Annotated in this window: 15 protein-coding genes; 11 read left to right on the top strand and 4 right to left on the bottom strand. The window is 53.5% G+C overall.

Features of this window, described 5'->3' with window-relative positions; genetic code table 11:
- Positions 1-24 precede the first annotated feature (24 nt).
- Together glsA and uvrA are read right to left on the bottom strand one after the other, a co-directional pair.
- Complete coding sequence (gene glsA / locus IDSA_RS00005) at positions 25-981, bottom strand: glutaminase A (RefSeq protein ID WP_034773235.1); 957 nt, start codon at positions 979-981, stop codon at positions 25-27.
- A 17-nt stretch (positions 982-998) separates the two neighbouring features.
- Positions 999-3,836 (bottom strand): excinuclease ABC subunit UvrA, encoded by a 2,838-nt coding sequence (uvrA, locus tag IDSA_RS00010; protein WP_034773238.1) that lies wholly within the window; start codon positions 3,834-3,836, stop codon positions 999-1,001.
- A gap of 115 nt (positions 3,837-3,951) precedes the next feature.
- Here uvrA and IDSA_RS00015 point away from each other — a divergent pair, with 115 nt between their 5' ends.
- The 3 genes from IDSA_RS00015 to IDSA_RS00025 all read left to right on the top strand — a co-directional run bounded on the left by IDSA_RS00015 (position 3,952) and on the right by IDSA_RS00025 (position 6,334).
- A complete protein-coding gene (locus IDSA_RS00015) occupies positions 3,952-5,343 on the top strand; it encodes an MFS transporter (protein WP_034773240.1) in 1,392 nt (463 codons plus the stop codon).
- A gap of 11 nt (positions 5,344-5,354) precedes the next feature.
- Complete coding sequence (ssb, locus tag IDSA_RS00020; protein WP_034773242.1) at positions 5,355-5,888, top strand: single-stranded DNA-binding protein; 534 nt, start codon at positions 5,355-5,357, stop codon at positions 5,886-5,888.
- Positions 5,889-5,989: 101 nt separating this feature from the next.
- Positions 5,990-6,334 (top strand): hexameric tyrosine-coordinated heme protein, encoded by a 345-nt coding sequence (locus IDSA_RS00025; RefSeq protein ID WP_232221241.1) that lies wholly within the window; start codon positions 5,990-5,992, stop codon positions 6,332-6,334.
- A 54-nt stretch (positions 6,335-6,388) separates the two neighbouring features.
- Here IDSA_RS00025 and IDSA_RS00030 read toward each other — a convergent pair whose 3' ends face one another.
- Together IDSA_RS00030 and IDSA_RS00035 are read right to left on the bottom strand one after the other, a co-directional pair.
- Entirely contained in the window at positions 6,389-8,293 is a 1,905-nt protein-coding gene (locus tag IDSA_RS00030; RefSeq protein ID WP_034773244.1) for a S9 family peptidase, read from the bottom strand.
- 68 nt (positions 8,294-8,361) lie between these two features.
- Positions 8,362-9,594: an adenosine deaminase family protein gene (locus IDSA_RS00035; RefSeq protein ID WP_034774857.1), complete on the bottom strand. Its 1,233-nt coding sequence runs from the start codon at positions 9,592-9,594 to the stop codon at positions 8,362-8,364.
- A 116-nt stretch (positions 9,595-9,710) separates the two neighbouring features.
- Between IDSA_RS00035 and IDSA_RS00040 the strand changes: the two genes are divergently transcribed.
- The 8 genes from IDSA_RS00040 (at position 9,711) to mshL (ending at position 18,100) form a co-directional block, all read left to right on the top strand.
- Positions 9,711-10,292 carry a thymidine kinase gene (locus IDSA_RS00040; RefSeq protein WP_034773245.1) on the top strand — a complete coding sequence of 194 codons (582 nt, stop codon included), beginning with the start codon at positions 9,711-9,713 and terminating at the stop codon, positions 10,290-10,292.
- Between the two features lie 101 nt (positions 10,293-10,393).
- Positions 10,394-12,715, top strand: coding sequence for a sensor domain-containing diguanylate cyclase (locus IDSA_RS11770; protein WP_051985956.1), 2,322 nt, complete (start codon positions 10,394-10,396; stop codon positions 12,713-12,715).
- 61 nt (positions 12,716-12,776) lie between these two features.
- Positions 12,777-13,823 carry a dihydroorotase gene (pyrC, locus tag IDSA_RS00050; RefSeq protein ID WP_034773248.1) on the top strand — a complete coding sequence of 349 codons (1,047 nt, stop codon included), beginning with the start codon at positions 12,777-12,779 and terminating at the stop codon, positions 13,821-13,823.
- A 118-nt stretch (positions 13,824-13,941) separates the two neighbouring features.
- Positions 13,942-14,874, top strand: a complete 933-nt coding sequence (locus IDSA_RS00055; RefSeq protein ID WP_034773251.1) for a hypothetical protein — start codon at positions 13,942-13,944, stop codon at positions 14,872-14,874.
- Positions 14,871-15,482: a PilN domain-containing protein gene (locus tag IDSA_RS00060; protein WP_034773254.1), complete on the top strand. Its 612-nt coding sequence runs from the start codon at positions 14,871-14,873 to the stop codon at positions 15,480-15,482. Before IDSA_RS00055 ends, IDSA_RS00060 begins: the two co-directional genes overlap by 4 nt.
- Positions 15,482-16,132, top strand: a complete 651-nt coding sequence (locus tag IDSA_RS00065; protein ID WP_034773257.1) for a hypothetical protein — start codon at positions 15,482-15,484, stop codon at positions 16,130-16,132. The genes IDSA_RS00060 and IDSA_RS00065 overlap by 1 nt, the downstream gene beginning before the upstream one ends.
- Complete coding sequence (locus tag IDSA_RS00070; protein WP_034773259.1) at positions 16,119-16,463, top strand: hypothetical protein; 345 nt, start codon at positions 16,119-16,121, stop codon at positions 16,461-16,463. The genes IDSA_RS00065 and IDSA_RS00070 overlap by 14 nt, the downstream gene beginning before the upstream one ends.
- Positions 16,460-18,100 carry a pilus (MSHA type) biogenesis protein MshL gene (mshL, locus tag IDSA_RS00075; protein WP_034773262.1) on the top strand — a complete coding sequence of 547 codons (1,641 nt, stop codon included), beginning with the start codon at positions 16,460-16,462 and terminating at the stop codon, positions 18,098-18,100. The genes IDSA_RS00070 and mshL overlap by 4 nt, the downstream gene beginning before the upstream one ends.
- Position 18,101 lies beyond the last annotated feature (1 nt).

Consider the following 18,101-nt stretch of genomic DNA (forward strand, 5'->3'; position numbering starts at 1 on the left):
TACCCGTGGTAGAACCACGGGCTACTAGTAGACTGACAATCCCAGCCGGTTAGCAAAATTGCGGATCATGGCCATCGCCCGGGCGGGATTCCCATAGCTATTCAGCGGCGGACTCCAGGCACTAATTACGCCGTAATCAGGAACAATTGCCACCATACCACCACCAACACCGCTTTTCGCCGGCAGGCCAACGGTGAAGGCGAACTCTCCCGACTGATCATACATACCACTGGTGCTCAGCAAGGCATTGATGCGCTGCGCATCGCGATGAGAGGTGATTTTCTCACCGCTGCGCGGACACACGCCGCGGTTGGCCAGAAACGCCAGGCCGCGCGCTAAATCTTCCGTGGACAGCGTCAGCGAACATTGCCAGAAGTAATGATCCAGGACTTCGGTCACGTCGCTGTTGATATTACCGAAGCTTTTCATCAGGTAGGCGAGGGCAGAATTACGGCTGCCGTGGGATTTCTCGGATTCATGTACCCGCGAATCAGCCAGAATACCCTCATTGTTGCATAGCGAGCGTACCATATTGAGCAAAGCCGACTTGCTGGTGGAGTAATGACTGACCAACACGTCGCTGACCAGGATAGCGCCGGCATTGATCATGGGATTGCGTGGTATTCCCTTTTCCCACTCCAACTGCACGATGGAGTTAAAGGGCTGTCCCGACGGCTCCATCTGCACCCGTTGCCATAATTCATCACCAATCCGTTCCATCGCCATCATCAGACCAAAAATTTTGGAAATTGACTGAATGGAGTACACCGTGGTTGAGTCACCAACTGAGGTGATCTTACCGTCGAGGGTGGCGACGGTAAGCGCACAGTGCTCGCGGTCCACTTCAGCAAGTGCCGGGATATAGTCTGCGACTTTACCGTCAGTGATCGTCAACGCGTCCTGCAGGATTTCTTCCAGTAGGGGTTTAAGATCCTCGGGAGCCTGAATCGACTGGCCACCGCTGATGACATCCTGGGTCATATGATTGCTCCGCTGGTTCAGCTCTTCTGCTTCTTCAGCATAGGTGCCAGGAAACGTGCCGTGTGTGAACGCTCACACTTAACGATTTCTTCCGGGGTGCCTGAGGCCAGAATTTCGCCACCGCCCGATCCGCCTTCAGGACCCAGGTCGACAATCCAGTCAACGGTCTTAATGACATCCAGGTTGTGTTCAATAATCACTATGGTATTCCCATGATCGCGCAAGCGGTGGAGTACCGTCAGCAGCTGCTGGATGTCGTGAAAGTGCAAACCAGTAGTAGGCTCGTCCAATATGTATAAAGTCTTACCAGTGTCCCGTTTGGACAGCTCACGGGACAATTTAACCCGTTGCGCTTCCCCGCCTGAGAGGGTGGTGGCGGATTGTCCCAGCCGGATATAGCTCAGACCAACGTCCATCAGCGTCTGTAACTTGCGGGCAATAGCCGGCACCGGTGCGAAAAAAACGTGGGCATCTTCGACCGTCATATCCAGCACTTCATGAATGCTCTTGCCTTTGTACTTAATCTCCAGGGTTTCGCGGTTATAGCGTTTGCCTTTACAGATATCGCAAGGTACATACACATCAGGCAGGAAGTGCATCTCAACCTTTATCATGCCGTCGCCCTGACAGGCTTCGCAGCGGCCGCCCCGCACATTAAAGCTGAAGCGACCGACTTTATAGCCACGCGACCGAGCTTCTTCTGTGCCGGCGAATAATTCCCGGATAGGCGTAAAGATACCGGTGTAGGTAGCCGGATTCGAGCGCGGCGTACGGCCGATCGGGCTTTGGTCGATATCCACCACTTTATCCAGATACTGCATGCCATCGATTTCCCGGTGCGGAGCAGGCTCCACTACCGTCGCTTTATTGAGATCGCGGTGGGCGATGCGGAACAGGGTATCGTTGATCAGCGTCGACTTACCTGAGCCGGACACGCCCGTGACACAGCTCATCAGGCCTACCGGCAACTCAAGGTCGACGTCTTTCAGGTTATTGCCGCTGGCACCAGTCAGTTTTAACCAGTGTTTACCTGGCTTATTGCGTTTCGCCGGTACTTCGATTCTCTTGCGACCGGACAGATAATCCGCGGTAAGTGAGCGCTCACAGTCGAGGATCTCTTCGTAAGTACCCTGAGCCACGACTTCGCCGCCATGAATACCAGCGCCGGGGCCGATATCGATGACATGATCCGCAGCGCGGATAGCCTCTTCATCATGCTCAACCACAATCACCGTGTTACCAAGATCGCGCAGATGGGTGAGGGTACCCAGCAGCCGCTCATTATCACGCTGATGCAAGCCAATGGAAGGCTCGTCGAGCACGTACATAACACCCACCAGGCCTGCACCGATCTGGCTGGCCAGCCGGATACGCTGGGCCTCACCACCGGACAGGGTTTCGGCGCTGCGCGACAAGCTCAGGTAATTCAGGCCAACGTTCACCAGAAAGCCCAGCCGGTCGTTTATCTCTTTAAGAATTTTTTCGGCGATCTGGGCGCGCTGGCCTTCCAGTTCCAGTTGCTGGAAAAACTCCAGCGCATCACCAATGGATTGCTCGACGATCTGCGGCAGGGTTGTACCGCTAACGAATACATAGCGCGCTTCCTGCCGCAAGCGGGCACCGCCACAGCTTTTACAGGGTTGCGCGGCCAGATATTTAGCCAGCTCATCGCGCACCGCCTGTGAGTCGGTTTCGCGATAACGCCGCTGCATGTTCGGAATAATGCCTTCGAACGGATGTTTGCGCACAACCCGGTCGCCGCGGTCATTGAGGTAGACGAACTCAATTTTCTCGTCGCCGCTGCCGTACAGCAGCTTATCCCGGTGATCCTGGCTGAGTGAAATAAAGGGCTTGTTCAGCTCAAAACCATAATGTTTAGCCAGCGACTGCAGCATCTGATAATAGTAGAAATTGCGTTTATCCCAGCCGCGGATAGCCCCACCGGTCAGACTAAGATCGGGGTTGGCCACTACCCGGTCGGGATCAAAGAACTGCTCAATGCCCAGGCCGTCACACGAGGGACAGGCACCGGCGGGATTATTAAAGGAGAACAGCCTTGGCTCAAGCTCCTGTACGCTGTAGCCACAATGCGGACAGGCAAAGTTGGCGGAGAAAATCATGGTTTCGAGATTCGAGTCATGATCCATTGGCGCGATCAACGCCGTGCCGCCGCTGAGTTCCAGCGCGGTCTCGAAGGATTCTGCCAGGCGCAGCTCAAGGCCCTCGCGCACTTTAATACGATCGACAACCACTTCGATAGTATGTTTTTTCTGCAGTTCGAGCGTAGGAGGATCGCTCAAATCGCATAGCTGCCCATCAATCCGCGCCCGGATAAAGCCCTGCGCCGCGAGGTTTTCAAGCACCTTATTATGCTCACCCTTACGCTCCTGGATGATAGGCGCCAGCAACATCAGTTTTTCGCCTTCGGGCAGTTCCAGCACATGGTCGACCATCTGTGATACCGTCTGTGCCGCCAGCGTAACGTTATGCGTAGGGCAGCGCGGCTCGCCAACCCGGGCGAACATTAGCCGCAGGTAATCGTAGATCTCGGTAATGGTGCCCACGGTTGAGCGTGGGTTATGGGATGTTGATTTCTGCTCAATGGAGATTGCCGGCGACAGGCCTTCGATGCTGTCGACATCAGGCTTTTCCATCAGTGACAAAAACTGACGCGCATAGGCCGAGAGGGACTCAACATAACGACGCTGTCCCTCAGCGTAAAGCGTATCAAACGCCAGGGAAGACTTACCGGAACCAGACAGGCCGGTGATCACGATGAGCTTGTCGCGGGGAATCGTCAGTTGCAGGTTTTTAAGATTATGGGTGCGGGCTCCGCGTACTTCAATTTTATCCATAGTAAACTTTCGACTCCGGTTGCTAAATCAACATCAAACCAAACGAGCATTATCGCACAGGCGGTACCTTCTGGTACAATCAGCGGCGATTTTCACTATTGGCCATGGAATGAACATGTCATCACCACCCAGCGAACATCGCCTGACCCCAATTGAACGCCGCGCCTCAGGTGCCTTAGCGGCGGTCTTCGGATTACGGATGTTAGGGCTGTTTTTGATCATGCCGGTTATAGCTATTTATGGTAGAAGCTACCCGGACTACACGCCAGTCTTAGTGGGTCTGGCAATAGGTGCTTACGGCCTGACCCAGGCGCTGCTGCAGATCCCGCTGGGGATGCTATCGGACCGGATTGGCCGGCGTCCGGTGATTATCGGCGGTTTGCTGGTGTTTGCTGTGGGGAGTCTGGTGGCGGCCGCGGCTGATACCCTGACCGGCGTGGTGATTGGCCGCGCATTGCAGGGTACCGGGGCAATTGCCGCCGCTATTCTGGCGCTAGCCGCTGATGTGACCCGCGATTCCCAACGCCCCAAAGTAATGGCCCTGATTGGCATGTGCATTGGTCTGTCCTTTGCCATTGCGCTGGTGCTTGGGCCCTTATTGGGACAGTACATCGGTTTATCGGGGCTGTTTGTTTTTACTGCGGTCAGTGCGGTGGCCGGGATTCTGGTATTGCTGGTTGCGGTGCCCGACGTCAAAGCCCGCACCGCCAAAGGCGATGTGCTGCCGCTGCGCGGTGAACTGAAGAGCCTGCTGCGGCATGGTCAGCTGGCCCGGCTGAATGCCGGAGTCTTTGTGCTGCACTGCATACTTACGGCGTTTTTTGTGGTGGTCCCGGTACAACTGGTGGCTGGTGGACTAGCCGCTGAGCAACATGCCTGGTTGTATCTGCCAGCGCTGCTGGCTTCGTTCGCGCTGATGATACCTATGCTGATCCGGGCCGAGAAAAAACGCCAGCAGCCGTTCTATTTTCGCGTGGCGATCGCGCTGCTTATTGCCGCTGTCGTCGTTATCGGATTTGGTCCGTCGCACTGGCTGTACCTGGTGGCAGCCATTGTCGTATTCTTTACCGGATTTAATTTTCTTGAAGCCAACCTGCCGTCGTCGCTGACTCGCTTTGCCCCCGCTGGCCGCAAGGGCAGCGCCAGTGGTATCTATGCCACGGCGCAGTTTATGGGTGCTTTTGTGGGCGGCATTTCCGGCGGGCTGATGCTGCAGTATTTCGGGCTAATGGGCATTGGGATTTTCTGCGTGGTACTGCTACTATGCTGGTTCCTGATAACGGCCGGTATGCAGCCGCCGCCGCAATGGAAAAATATTAGTTTTACTCTGCGCACTTTAGATCATCAACAGGTTGAGCAGCTGGCTGCGGCCCTCGCTGAAGTCAACGGTGTGGAGGAAGTCCGGATTGTGCCGGCAGAGCAAACTGCCTATTTAAAAGTGCATAAAACGGATTACAATGAACAAGCTATAAAGGCGCAGCTGGCGCCCTATCAGAACAACCATTAAAGGAGACCGGCATGGCCAGTCGCGGTATTAACAAAGTTATTCTTATCGGCAACCTGGGCGCCGACCCTGAAGTACGCTATACCCAGAACAGCACGGCGATAGCCAATTTATCGATTGCCACCAGCGAAACCTGGAAAGATAAGCAAACCGGTGAACCGCGCGAGCAGACCGAGTGGCACCGTTGTGTCGCTTATCGCCGCCTGGCAGAAATTGCCGGTGAGTATCTGAAAAAAGGCTCTAAGGTGTATGTTGAAGGCCGTCTGCAAACCCGTAAATGGGCGGGGCAGGATGGTGTAGAGCGTTACACTACCGAGATCGTCATCAACGACCTGCAGATGCTGGACGGTCGTCCGGGCTCTGGTCAGGGTGGTGGCTATCAGAGCGGCGCGTCACAGGGCTCGCAGAGCAGTCAGGGCAGTGGCCAGAGCGGCGGCCAACAGCCAGCGCGCGCTCCGCAAACCGGCGGTCAGCGTCAGGCGCCTCCGGCCCAGCAACCTGAGCCGTTCGTACCGGATCAGGACTTTGACGACGATATCCCGTTTTGATGCACGCCCGTGCGGTCAAAGTATAAATAGTTGACGGCCCATGACGGTCGACTAATCTTAAAGATGCATATTTTTTATATCTTTAAAATTAGGAGACCGTCATGGCAAAGATTTTCCAAATTCTCGTTTCATACAAACTGCTAGTAGCCGTTCTGATGAGTGTTTCCATCATGACGAGTAACACTGTGCTTGCGGATGAGCACAAAGGTGGTGATGGCGCTGAACCCTGGCTGCCGAGCCTGATTACTGAAACGCCCCAGGAAGGTTTTGCACTGGCGATAACACTCTCTCAGAAAGGGGTTGCAAAGACCCAGCCGGATGCTGAAGTCCGCAAGGATTTGCGTCCCGACTATGCCCGGGATCCTGATAGCCTTATTCATGTTTCCCAAGTGATCGCAGTCCATTTCCAGACGGTTGCCGCCGCCAATAATTACTGGCGCGACTGATAAAAAAAGCCCGGCCTTCACATGAAAGCCGGGCCTGCTTCTTTCCGGTAATGCTTATTTAAGTTGGGTGTTCAGGAACTCCAGGTAAGCTTCCTGAGCCACGATGCGGTTGGCTTTCTTGCGGAAGCCGTGGCCTTCATCTTCAAATAAAACGTATTCGACCGGTACGCCGTTCGCTTCGATGGCCTCGACCATTTCATCGCTCTCAACTTGCAGTACGCGCGGGTCGTTAGCGCCTTGCACCACTAGCACGGGTTGCTGGATCTGATGCGCATAGAACAGCGGCGAAATACGCTCTAACCGCTCGCGCTCGGTGGCCGGGTCACCCAGTTCATCATAAAGCGCCTGGCGCTGCGCCTCCCACCAGGGTGGGATACTTTCCAGCGTACGTACCCAGTTGGTAACACCGAAAATATTAATACCGGCATCAAACTCGTCAGTAAAGGCCATCGCTGCCATGGTCAGATAGCCGCCGTAGCTGCCACCCATCACCGCAATACGATCGCCATCAACCCAGTCCAGCGATTGCAGGTATTTCTTCGCATAGACAATATCCTGCAGGTCATCTTCACCATGGCGCTTATCATCCAGATGGAAGAAGGTTTTGCCATAGCCTGATGAGCCGCGGTTATTAACGCCGAACATGGCATACCCGTGGTTCACCAGATGCTGCACCATAGGGCTGTAGCCTTTGCGGGTCTGGCCACCTGGTCCGCCGTGGATATAGATCACCGCCGGCACTTTATTGGTCGCGCTGGCAGTATGCGGCTGAAACAGCAGGCCGGGGATCATCAGTTCATCGAAGCTCGGATACCGTTCAACGGTGCTGGATACCAGGTGTGCCGGATCGATGTCATCGCTCAGGGTATCCGATAGCTTAAGTGCTTCGTCGCTGCCAATAGCCCATGAATACAGGTTAGCGGGGGCGGTGTCGGAACTCAGGTAAAACACCATCAGGTTTTCATCGTCAGAAAAACTCACGCCACTGACAGTTGCCGGCGGCAGGGACGGCAGCTGAACGATTTCATCATTGGTCCGATCGATAATATGAAGCTCGGTCTGGGCATCGGCATTAATACCGGTAACCTGATAGCGGCCGTCCGGTGAGTAGTAGAGAAAAGCGACATCCCAGTCCGAGATATACTCTTCACTGGCTTCGCCGCTGCTGATTTCGTACGACCATGCCTGCACAAACTCGCTGTGAGCGTCGGTACCGTATATCAGCCGGGTGTTATCCGGTGAAAAGGTATAAACGTTATGGCTGACGTTACCCGTATGCGGGGTCACGTGGATAAGCTCAGCCTCAGCAGCGCTCAGATCGGCCAGCCAGATATCGTTATCGGCGTTACTGTGAACCTTGGTCATCGCCAGCCAGCGACCATCGCCACTGATGCTGCTCAGGCTCCAGCCTGCGTTATTTTCAAACATCAGTTCGCGGCTGTAATCCTCAGTGCTGTACAGATACAAATCAAAGGCCTGTGGGTCACGCTCATTGGTGGCGACGAAGAAATGCGTATCGTCATCGTGCCAGCCGGAAAAATAAGCTTTCAGGTTTTCGCCGGGCGTCAGATCACGAACCCTGCCGTCAATCTCCATGACATAGAGGTGATCCAGTTCATTACCGCCCTGATCGGAGGTGTACAGGAAGCGATCATCCGCCGGGAACCAGCTGACGCCGCGAATAGCGTTGGTGGTTGAATTTGTCAGTTGGGTCTGCGGGCTGCCATCTACCGGATAGCGGTACACATTAAATACCCCGGTGGCATCGCTGGTAACCAGCACGGCCTGACCGTCGTGGCTGATTGACGAACCACCAATAGAGGTTGTGTCAAAAAAGGTGGTGGCGCTGTATTTTGGAATATCCGGAGTGGTTTGCTCTGCGACTTCAGGAGCCTTATTGCAGGCAGTGATCGTCAGTGCCAGCGCACTGACGACCAGCCATGTTGTTATTTTTTTCATGAGTTCACCCTTCAAAGTAGAATTGCTAATGCAATCCACAAAGAGTTTACCTCAAGTCAAAAAATAAGCTATACCAGCTTGTGTTGTGCCGCCACCTTGTCGAAATATTCCAGTACCTGCTTGGCATAGGCCCGTTTAGATACGTAATCGCCGGGAAAGAAATTCTTCTTAAAGCCGTAAGCTACCATATCTTTCAGTCGTTTTAGCGGGACATCAACAGCACTCAGGGCCAGTGCGTACTCATCGGTGACTGTGGTGCGGGATACCAGCCGGTTGTCGGTACAGATCACAGTCGCCAGGCGATTGTCATACATATGTCTGAAATTATGATTGTCTACTGAGCCGATAGCCGGGTTAGTCTGCAGATTACTGGTGATACAAACTTCAATAGCGATGCGGCGGTCACCGATAAAGGAGGCCAGTTGGCGCACATAGGCCTCGCGGTCGGTAATCTTGTCATCCTGAATCATATCCGGTGAAAACAGTGAGTAACCGTGACCTAACCGGTCGGCGTAGCACTGCGTAAGTGCTTCAAATATGCTCTCGGCCCCGTAGGCTTCGCCGGCATGCACGGTCTTCAGCAGAAAATTCTGATGCGCGTATTCATAGACTTCTTTGAATTCATGGGCAGGGTAGCCCATCTCCTGACCGGCGATATCAAGACCGACGATTGGCAGGCCTTCTTCATCGCGCAGGCGTACGCTGGCCCGCACTAGTTCCATGGCCGCGGTTTTAATAACCTGCTTGGGCTCAAAATGACTGAGCATGCGGAACAGGTCGCTGTAGTAGGGAGAAAAGCCCTTCTTGCCGAACATGCGCATGGCACAGTTGATAATGCCGTAGTCGAACGGCGGCTTATCCCCACTGCTCACTGCGTCACTATTGTTATATTCATCTTTAGCGCGTTTCAGACCCTGATTGGTGGTGTGCATCACCCGGTCAAAGTCGATGCCGCGGGCCAGATCCATCAGCAACTGCGGGGCAAATCGCACCTCAATATAGTTAACGCCTTCCGCCTGATTATCCACTGCCAGTTCGTAGGCTGCCTGTTCCAGGTTTTCCATATCCCGCAGTACCGCACAGGTATACTGGAAACCATTCAGGTACTCGCCCAGATTCTGGTAGGATTCTTTAAATACCTGGTCATACAGGCCATCAACGGTATAGGATGGCAGTTCAATTTTGCTGCGTTTTGCCATCTCAATCAGGCCGGTGGGGCGCAGACTGCCATCAAGATGCAGGTGCAAATCAGCTTTGGGCATTGCTTGCAGAAATTCACGGGAATAGTTGGGGGCAGTCATGGCTTCTCCTTTTTTGTTGAACTGACTATAACAAAATTCAGCTTTGCATTCACCGCGCAAACTCAGTATAAACCTCAGAACAATAACGAATAATAACCACCAGACGATCATTCATTATGGCTTCACTTTATTTCACCTATTCGGCGATGAACGCCGGAAAAAGTACCTCGTTGCTGCAGGTCGCGCACAACTATGAGGAACGCGAACAGCAGGTGTTGTTGTTAACACCAGCTATCGACGATCGCGCCGGGCATGGCAAAATCGCCTCCCGCCTGGGTATTGACCGGCAGGCACTGGCGTTTTCCAACACTACGGATCTTGCGGCCCTTATCGAAGCCCGGCATCAGCAGCGCAAAATAGATTGTGTGCTTATCGACGAAGCCCAGTTTCTTTCGGAAGCTCAGGTTTGGCAGCTGACGGATATCGTGGATCGGGTCGATATTCCGGTGATGTGTTACGGCATCCGCACCGACGCATTTGGTAAGGCATTTCCCGGCAGCGCCATCCTGCTGGGCGTGGCCGATAAGATCGCTGAGATGAAAACCATCTGCCACTGTGGCCGCAAAGCCACGATGAACCTGCGTATCGACGCGGAAGGAAAAGCCATCACCGAAGGTACGCAGATCGCGATTGGCGGCAATGAACACTATGTGTCCTGTTGCCGTAAGCACTGGAAGGAACAGCTGGGCCGTTTTTAGATGACTTCACAGCGGCAGATAGTTCAATTAACTAATTGAGTTAATCGGTTTTTTCAGATATCTGCTACTATTACATTAGTTAATGTAACCATGGGGTCGTAATGAAGCCAGCACCGATTCCGGCTAACGAGCAAGAACGGCTTGCCGTTTTACATGAGCTGGAAATTCTTGACACCGAGACAGATGAAATTCTTGATGAGATCACGGCATTCGCCCGTGAGCTCTTTGGTGTTGATGCGGCGCTGATCACGCTTGTTGATGAGAAGCGGCAATGGTTTAAAGCCAAAATTGGTTTCGGCGAGGCAGAAACACCGCGCGACGTATCATTTTGCGGCCATGTGGTCGCCAGTGGCGAAACCACTGTTATCGAAAATGCGGCGCTGGACCAACGTTTTACCGACAATCCCTATGTTACTGCCGACGGTGGCGTCCGCTTTTATGCTGGCGCGCCGCTGACCGTTCAGAATGAGTTCCACCTGGGCACCTTGTGCCTGATTGACAGCGCTCCCCGCACGTTTAGTAATGACCAGCAACGCTTACTGGAAATGTTGGCGAAGTGGATTACCAGTGAAATTACCGCCCGGCATGAACGCAAGAACTGGCAGGCCGAGCGCGACATACTTGCCCGCGGCCCGGTGGCGACTGTGGTCTGGCAGGTTGAACCTGAAGTCCATTTGATTTATGTCGCTGAAAACTCACAGCGGATCCTCGGTTACCCCTCAGAGCATTTGCTTGATCCCGATGTCAGGTATGAATCTATCGTGCATCCGGATGACCGGGATGAGTTATTAGAGCGCATGCACAAGCTGATTGACGGCAAAGAAGATTATCTGGAAATGGATTACCGGGTACTGACTCCTGCCGGCGATCTGCGCTGGGTCCACCATTTTGCCAGGGCGGATATTGACGCGTCCGGGGTATTATTGCGTGTCCGCGGCTATCTGCTTGACGATACGAAACGTAAGGCACTGGAACTTGAGTTGCGCGAAGCCAATCAGAGCTTCGATCTGGCCCTTACCGCAGGCGAGCTTTCGACCTGGGACTGGAACCTGGAAACCAACCGTATCAAGGTAAGTCATACCTGGATTGAACTGCTTGGCTTCGAGCGTCATTTTGATCAGGATGCGGACTGGCGGGAACTTGTTCACCCGGACGATCAAGCTGTCGCCAGAGAAAAACTTAAGGAACATCTGAAAGGTCTCAAGGAGCGATTTGAGACGAACTTCAGGCTGCGCCGTGCCGACGGTGAATATATCTGGCTGCATAGTGTCGGGCGCGTAATTGAGCGCGACCAGGATGGCCGGGCTGTGCGGGTAGTGGGTATCCATCGGGATATCAGCACTGAAGTCCGCAACGAGCGGCAGCGGCGCCAGCAAAATAAAGTGCTGGAACTGGTTAGTACAGTACAACATGAATTTTTACTGGTGAAAAACTTTAGTGAGGTCTGTGATATTGCCCTGCCGGAGCTGATGAGCCTGACCGAAAGTGAAACCGGGTTCATCGGTGAGTTACGTGCCAGCGCCCGTGAATCCAATATGCTATTGGTACAAGGGCTGCGCAATAACACAGATAAAGAAAGTCAGGCAGACCGCCAACGGCTGGTGGAACAGGGGCTTGAAATTGAGCTGCAGGGCTCGGCTATAGAACGTGTGCTGCGAGAGGGTAAGCCGGAAATTTGTTACGGTGAAGTCTGCAATGAACAAGCGCAGTTTACCCCTGCTATTATGCCAAGCCTCCACAATGCCTTCTTGTTACCTATATATTTTCGCGGTGAAGTGGTTGGCTGTATGGTGCTCGGCAACCGGCCAAATGGTTATGAGCAAAGTCTGCTGACGTTACTGGAACCGATCCTGAACACCCTGGGCACCCTCATGCATATGCGCCGCGTAGACGAAGAACGCCAGTCTGCGGTAGAAGAATTGCGCCGGATGGCAACGATCGATGAACTCACCGGGGTGGTTAATCGTCGGGTTTTCCTTGAGGTTTGTAGTCAGCGCTTTGACGAACAGCAACGTTATGATGTTCCCGTTAGTCTGGCCGTTATCGACCTGGATTTTTTCAAACGCATCAATGATACCTACGGGCATGCCGCTGGGGATGAGGTGTTGAGGCAATTTACCGATATCGCCGAGAGTAAGCTCAGGGAACCTGATCTGCTGGGTCGCATGGGTGGTGAGGAGTTTGCTATATTGTTTCCCTATACCAGCGAGGCCGATGCCTTCCAGGCTACAGAGCGGATCCGCCAGGCGATTGCTGAGCACCCGTTGAGTTTGGATGGTGAAGATATTAACTTAACCATAAGTGCTGGCGTTGCACAATTACGGGCAGGCGACACTGATGTGGATCGCTGGATTGCGCGCGCCGATGCAGCCTTATATGAGGCAAAAGATTCCGGCCGTAATCGCTCTGTCGTCGCAAAGTAGGTATAATTAACGGCAACCACTCATGTAGTAGCAAACAGATAGTAACAAGCAGAGGGATGCAATGACACCGACACAGCTTACTTTACCCACCCCTGACGACTGGCACCTTCATCTTCGCGATGCTGAGCTGCTGCCTACTACAGTGCCTGCTTCGGCTGAGGTGTTTGGCCGGGCTGTCATTATGCCAAACCTGGTGCCGCCGGTGACCACTGTTGAGCAGGCGATGGACTATCGCGACCGTATTCTTGCCCAACGGCCGGAAGGCTCGTCTTTTCGTCCGTTGATGGCGCTCTATCTGACGCAGAAAACCACGCCGGAGACGGTAAAAGCAGCCGCGGCTAACGATGAAATAATCGGTTTCAAGCTGTATCCCTCCGGTGCAACGACCAATTCAGCCGCTGGCGTTACCGATATTGACGCGCTGGATGATGTCTTCGCTGCTATGGCCGCCGAGCGGGTGCCCCTGTTAGTTCACGGCGAAGTGACCACCGCGGATATTGATATATTTGATCGCGAAAAGGTTTTTATCGACAGGCATCTACGGCCTTTACTGAAGCGCCATCCCGATTTGAAACTGGTTCTTGAGCATATCACCACTAAAGATGCCGTCGAATTTGTGTGTTCAGCCAGCGATAATGTGGCGGCCACTATCACTCCCCAGCATTTGCTGATGAACCGTAACGATATGCTGGTTGGTGGCATCCGGCCCCATAATTACTGTTTGCCTATCCTTAAGCGTCGCGAGCATCAGCAGGCGTTGCGCGAAATTGCCGTGTCCGGTAATCCGAAATTTTTCCTCGGCACCGATTCAGCGCCCCACGCGCAGTCGCGTAAAGAAGCCGCTTGCGGTTGTGCGGGCTGTTATTCCGCGCCAGCTGCGATCCAGCTCTATGCCGAGTTTTTCGAGCAAATGGATGCGCTGGATAAGCTAGCAGACTTTGCCAGCGGCTTTGGCGCTGACTTTTATGGCTTCCCCCGCGCGGCCGAAACCATGACGCTTGAGCGCAAGCCCTGGCAGGTACCAGCCATTATTCAAACCGCTGTGGGGCCGGTCGTTCCGTACTGGGCCGGGGAGCTCTTGAACTGGCAGATAGCGCAACAAAAATAAAACGTTTGGTTCTGAATTATAGTTGTGTAAAAAAGCGTCTGAAGGCTGGCTACAGACGCTTTTACTCGGCATACTGTAAATATAATAAAAATGATAACGACCAGCAGGGAATGGCGCTTTGTTAAAGTGGTTATGGGCAAAAAAAACCAGCGATATCGTACTGACGTTTGCGCTTAGCAACGAGTCGGTGGGCGTGGTAATCACCCAAAATAACCGCGATACGCCTGAGCTCATTGTTTCTGATTCATCTGGCAAAGATGACCGTCAATTTGCTGATGTCATTAATGAACTCCTGACGAAATATTCTCGCTACAGCCGCGGCGATCCCGGCATCATATTGGTGCTGGCGCCATCACTCTATCAAAGCGTTGCGCTGGAGCGCCCCAAGCTACCCGATGAGGAGATTGCTGCAGGCTTGCGTTATAGCTTGCGCGATTTAGTTTCGTTACCGCCAGCCAATATTATTGCTGATTATTATGAGTTACCGGTGCAGCTTCCCGGGCAGAACAAGATCAACGCGGTGGTTGCCGATCGCAAACTGCTGACGCCGATCATCGAAGCGCTACAGAGTACCAGCGATAATATACTGGCGGTAATCGCGGAAGAACAGGCCGTGGCGCGACTGTTTGAGGATCAACTGAGCCCGGCGGTGGTGGTCTACCAGTCGCAACAGGAACCAGCCTTATTACAGGTCTACCGCGACGGTAAGTTACAGGTTAACCGCTCCGTCGCCGCTCTTGAGAAGCTGAGTGCGCTTAGCTCTGAAGAGATGAATATGGGCGCATTGCAGCCGTTAAGCGTCGAAATTCAGCGCTCTATTGATTACTTCGAGCGGCAGTTGCGGCAGCGCCCGGTGAAGGAAGTTGTTCTGGCGTTAAGCACCCAGCCCAAAAAATTGGTGACCGATCAGTTAACTGAAGATTTAGGCGTTGATATTCGCTGGGCAAAATATCCTGACTGGACGCACGAACTGGCGACCGGCGATTATATCGACTTCCCGGCTTTTGGCGGGGCTCTGATTGGCCATGAGCTAAAGGCAGGTGACCAATGAAGCAGCTGGCCAACCTGTATCTTGCCGAACTGCAGCCGAATCGTGAGCGGCTCACCCTGAATTTGCTCGCCAGCGTAAGCGCCGGGCTTGTTGTTTTGATTTTCATTACCTTGGCGGTCGGCAGTTATCTGAACGCGCAACAGCAGGAAGAAGTACAGCAAGTCAGCCGGCAGGTCAGTGACTTAGAAGAACAAGTTAAAAGCCGCCGGCAGCAATTAAATGAAGCATTGAAAGATACCAGCCTGCAAAACGAAATCAGTCAGCTGGAACAAAAAATTGCACGCCAGCAACGCTTGCTGCAACAGATGCTGCAATTAATCGCGATGACGGAATCCAGCTTTGCGCGCCTGCTGCGCGATATTGCGCAGGTGGATAATGATCAGATCTGGCTGCAACGCATTATTATTGAGAGCGGCCAGCTTACCCTCCAGGGACGGACCATTGAAGCCAGCGCCCTGCCAACCTGGCTGGCCAGCTTTACCGCCCACGGTACCTTGCAGGGTCGCCAGTTTGCGGTATTCGAGTTACGCGATGAAGCAGCGGGCGCACTCGACTTTACTGTTGGCAGCGCCGGTTATCGCAGCGCGCCCGCGACAGGAGGCCAGTAATGATATTGCAACAGCGCTGGCACCAGTGGCAACAGAAGTTTCTGCAGCTACCTGCTGGCAGGCGGCGCTTCTGGCTAATCCTGACTGCGGCGATGATACTTTATGTCGGAGTGTGGCTGGCGCTGACGCCACTGACAGAGCGTTATCAGCAGCTAAGTGAACAAGAGCGCGCGCAACAGGTTCAGAAAAATGCGTTGCAGCAAGAGCTGGCAGCTATAGAGCAACGTTTGCAGGGTGACCCTAAAGCACCGCTCAAGCGCCAGCGAGAGCAACTGACCAAGCGGCTGGAACAAGTCAACGAGCAGCTGTCCAACGAAACGCAATATATCAGCGCCTCAGAGAATAAAGCCTTACTCAAAGCATTGCTCACGACCGCGGCTGGCATTAAAGTAAAATCAGCACAGGCACTCCCGGCAGAGCAGGTCTATCAGGATCCGGAAGATGAAAAAACTGGCATTTACAAACACCGGCTGCAACTGGTTGTTGTTGGTAGTTACTTTGATGTGCAACGCTATTTTGCAGCACTTGAGGAGCTGCCCTGGAGCTTTTACTGGCAGCGTTTAGATTATCGGGTAACCAGCCACCCACAGGCTGAAGTAATGCTGGAAATTTATACTCTGAGTCTGGAGCGCGGCTATGTGGCAAGCTAAGGCGCTGATCATGGGCATGTTAGTGGCAGCTTCTGCTTCTGCCCAGCAGCTTAGTGATCCGACTGAGCCGCCCCGCGTATTAGAACAGGGGACAAAGGTAGCCCCGCAGACCAGTTTAAGGTTAGAGTCTATTCAGTGGACCGAGAATCTTCGGGTAGCGCGAATTAACGGCGAACGTCTCAGAGAAGGCGATACCTATAATAACTATAAAATTCAGTCGATTGGAATGGATCAAGTGACGTTGTTAAATATCAGGACGAACGAGCAGCTGACGCTGGCAATGTTTGCCAAAGTGAAGCAGCTGTCTGAGCCAAAAGGGAATAGGTCATGAGAATCATTAGTATCATTCTGACCGGTCTCTTAATGGCAGGATGTGCATATCAGCCAGACCGCCAGCCCGATGATGCGCGCGAAGCGCTCCGGCACCAGCAACCGCTGGTCACCACCGTGCGTCCGCCGCTGCCGGATTCGGTTCGCGAAAGCCTGCGCAGCGAAGATAAAGATTTACGGGCCGCCAGCTCTCAGTTACTGGCCGAGCCACGCTTTTCCCTGTCTGCCAACCAGGTTCCGGCCAGCGAATTTTTTGCCGGCCTGGCGACGGATTCACCTTATAACATTGTGATCCATCCCGATGTCAGTGGTGACATAACCGTCAGTTTAAAAGACGTGACGCTGACCGAAACACTGGATGTAGTCAGTGAAATCTACGGCTTTGACGTCCGCCGTGAAGATCGCATGATCAGGGTTTACCCGTCCGGACTGCGCAGTGAGACCATCACCCTTGATTATCTGGCCCTGCGGCGCATGGGGATGTCCCAGACCAGCGTTAGTTCGGGTGGCGTAAAAGATAATGACCGTAATAATAATAATATGAATAACGCCGCTGGTGTTAACCCGGCTACCAATGATCGCATTCTTGGCGGCGAAGGTGGTGCTTCAAGGCGCGCCGGTGCCATGCAGGGCGCGATGAATAGTAATGGTTCTTCAATCAGCAGCCAGTCAGAAACTGATTTGTGGCGCGATCTGCAGGAAATGATTGAAGGCGTTATCGGCACCGGTGATGGCCGCCGGGTGGCGGTTTCGCCCCAGGCCGGACTGGTAACTATTACCGCGTTTCCTGATGAACTGCGCGCGGCGCGCGAGTTTCTCAAGACAGCGGAAAAGCGACTACAGCGCCAGGTGATTCTGGAAGCGCGGATTGTTGAAGTGGCCCTGAATGATGACTACCAGCAGGGCATCAACTGGAGCGATCTGTTCAGCCTGGGTAAAAGTACCGGCGAGATTAGCTTTAGTGGTTCAGGGGTATCGGGAAATGCAGGTGTCTTTGGTATGACCCTCAACGTGGGTGATTTTACCGGGGTGCTGAACCTGTTGCAGACCCAGGGTAACGTGCAGGTGTTATCTAACCCCCGCGTTAGCGCCTCGAACAACCAGAAAGCCGTTATTAAAATTGGTGAAGATCAGTATTTTGTAACCGATGTATCGACAACAACGGTCACCGGTACCGCTACCACGACCACGCCCAATATTCAGCTGACACCATTTTTTTCCGGAATCTCGCTGGATATCACACCGCAAATCAGCGCCAATGGTGATGTGATCCTGCATGTGCATCCGTCGGTGGTCGAAACCAGCGAGCAGGAAAAAGTCATTCAGCTCAACGATGAATCTTTTGTGCTGCCGCTGGCACAGAGCAACATTCGCGAGAGCGACACCATAGTCAGCGCGCGCAATGGCGAAATTGTAGTACTCGGTGGATTAATGCAAAGCAGCTTCACCGAACGGGAGTCAAAAGCGCCGCTACTTGGTGATATCCCGCTGCTCGGTAACCTGTTTAAGAACACCCGGCGCACCGAGCAGAAAAAGGAGCTGGTTATCCTGATCCGACCGGTAGTGGTGGGTGCCGACACCTGGCAAGACGAACTCGAACGCTCCAGTGACCTGCTGAAGCGTTGGTATGGGAACTAAG

This window comes from Pseudidiomarina salinarum (assembly GCF_000753715.1).
Lineage (GTDB): Bacteria > Pseudomonadota > Gammaproteobacteria > Enterobacterales > Alteromonadaceae > Pseudidiomarina > Pseudidiomarina salinarum.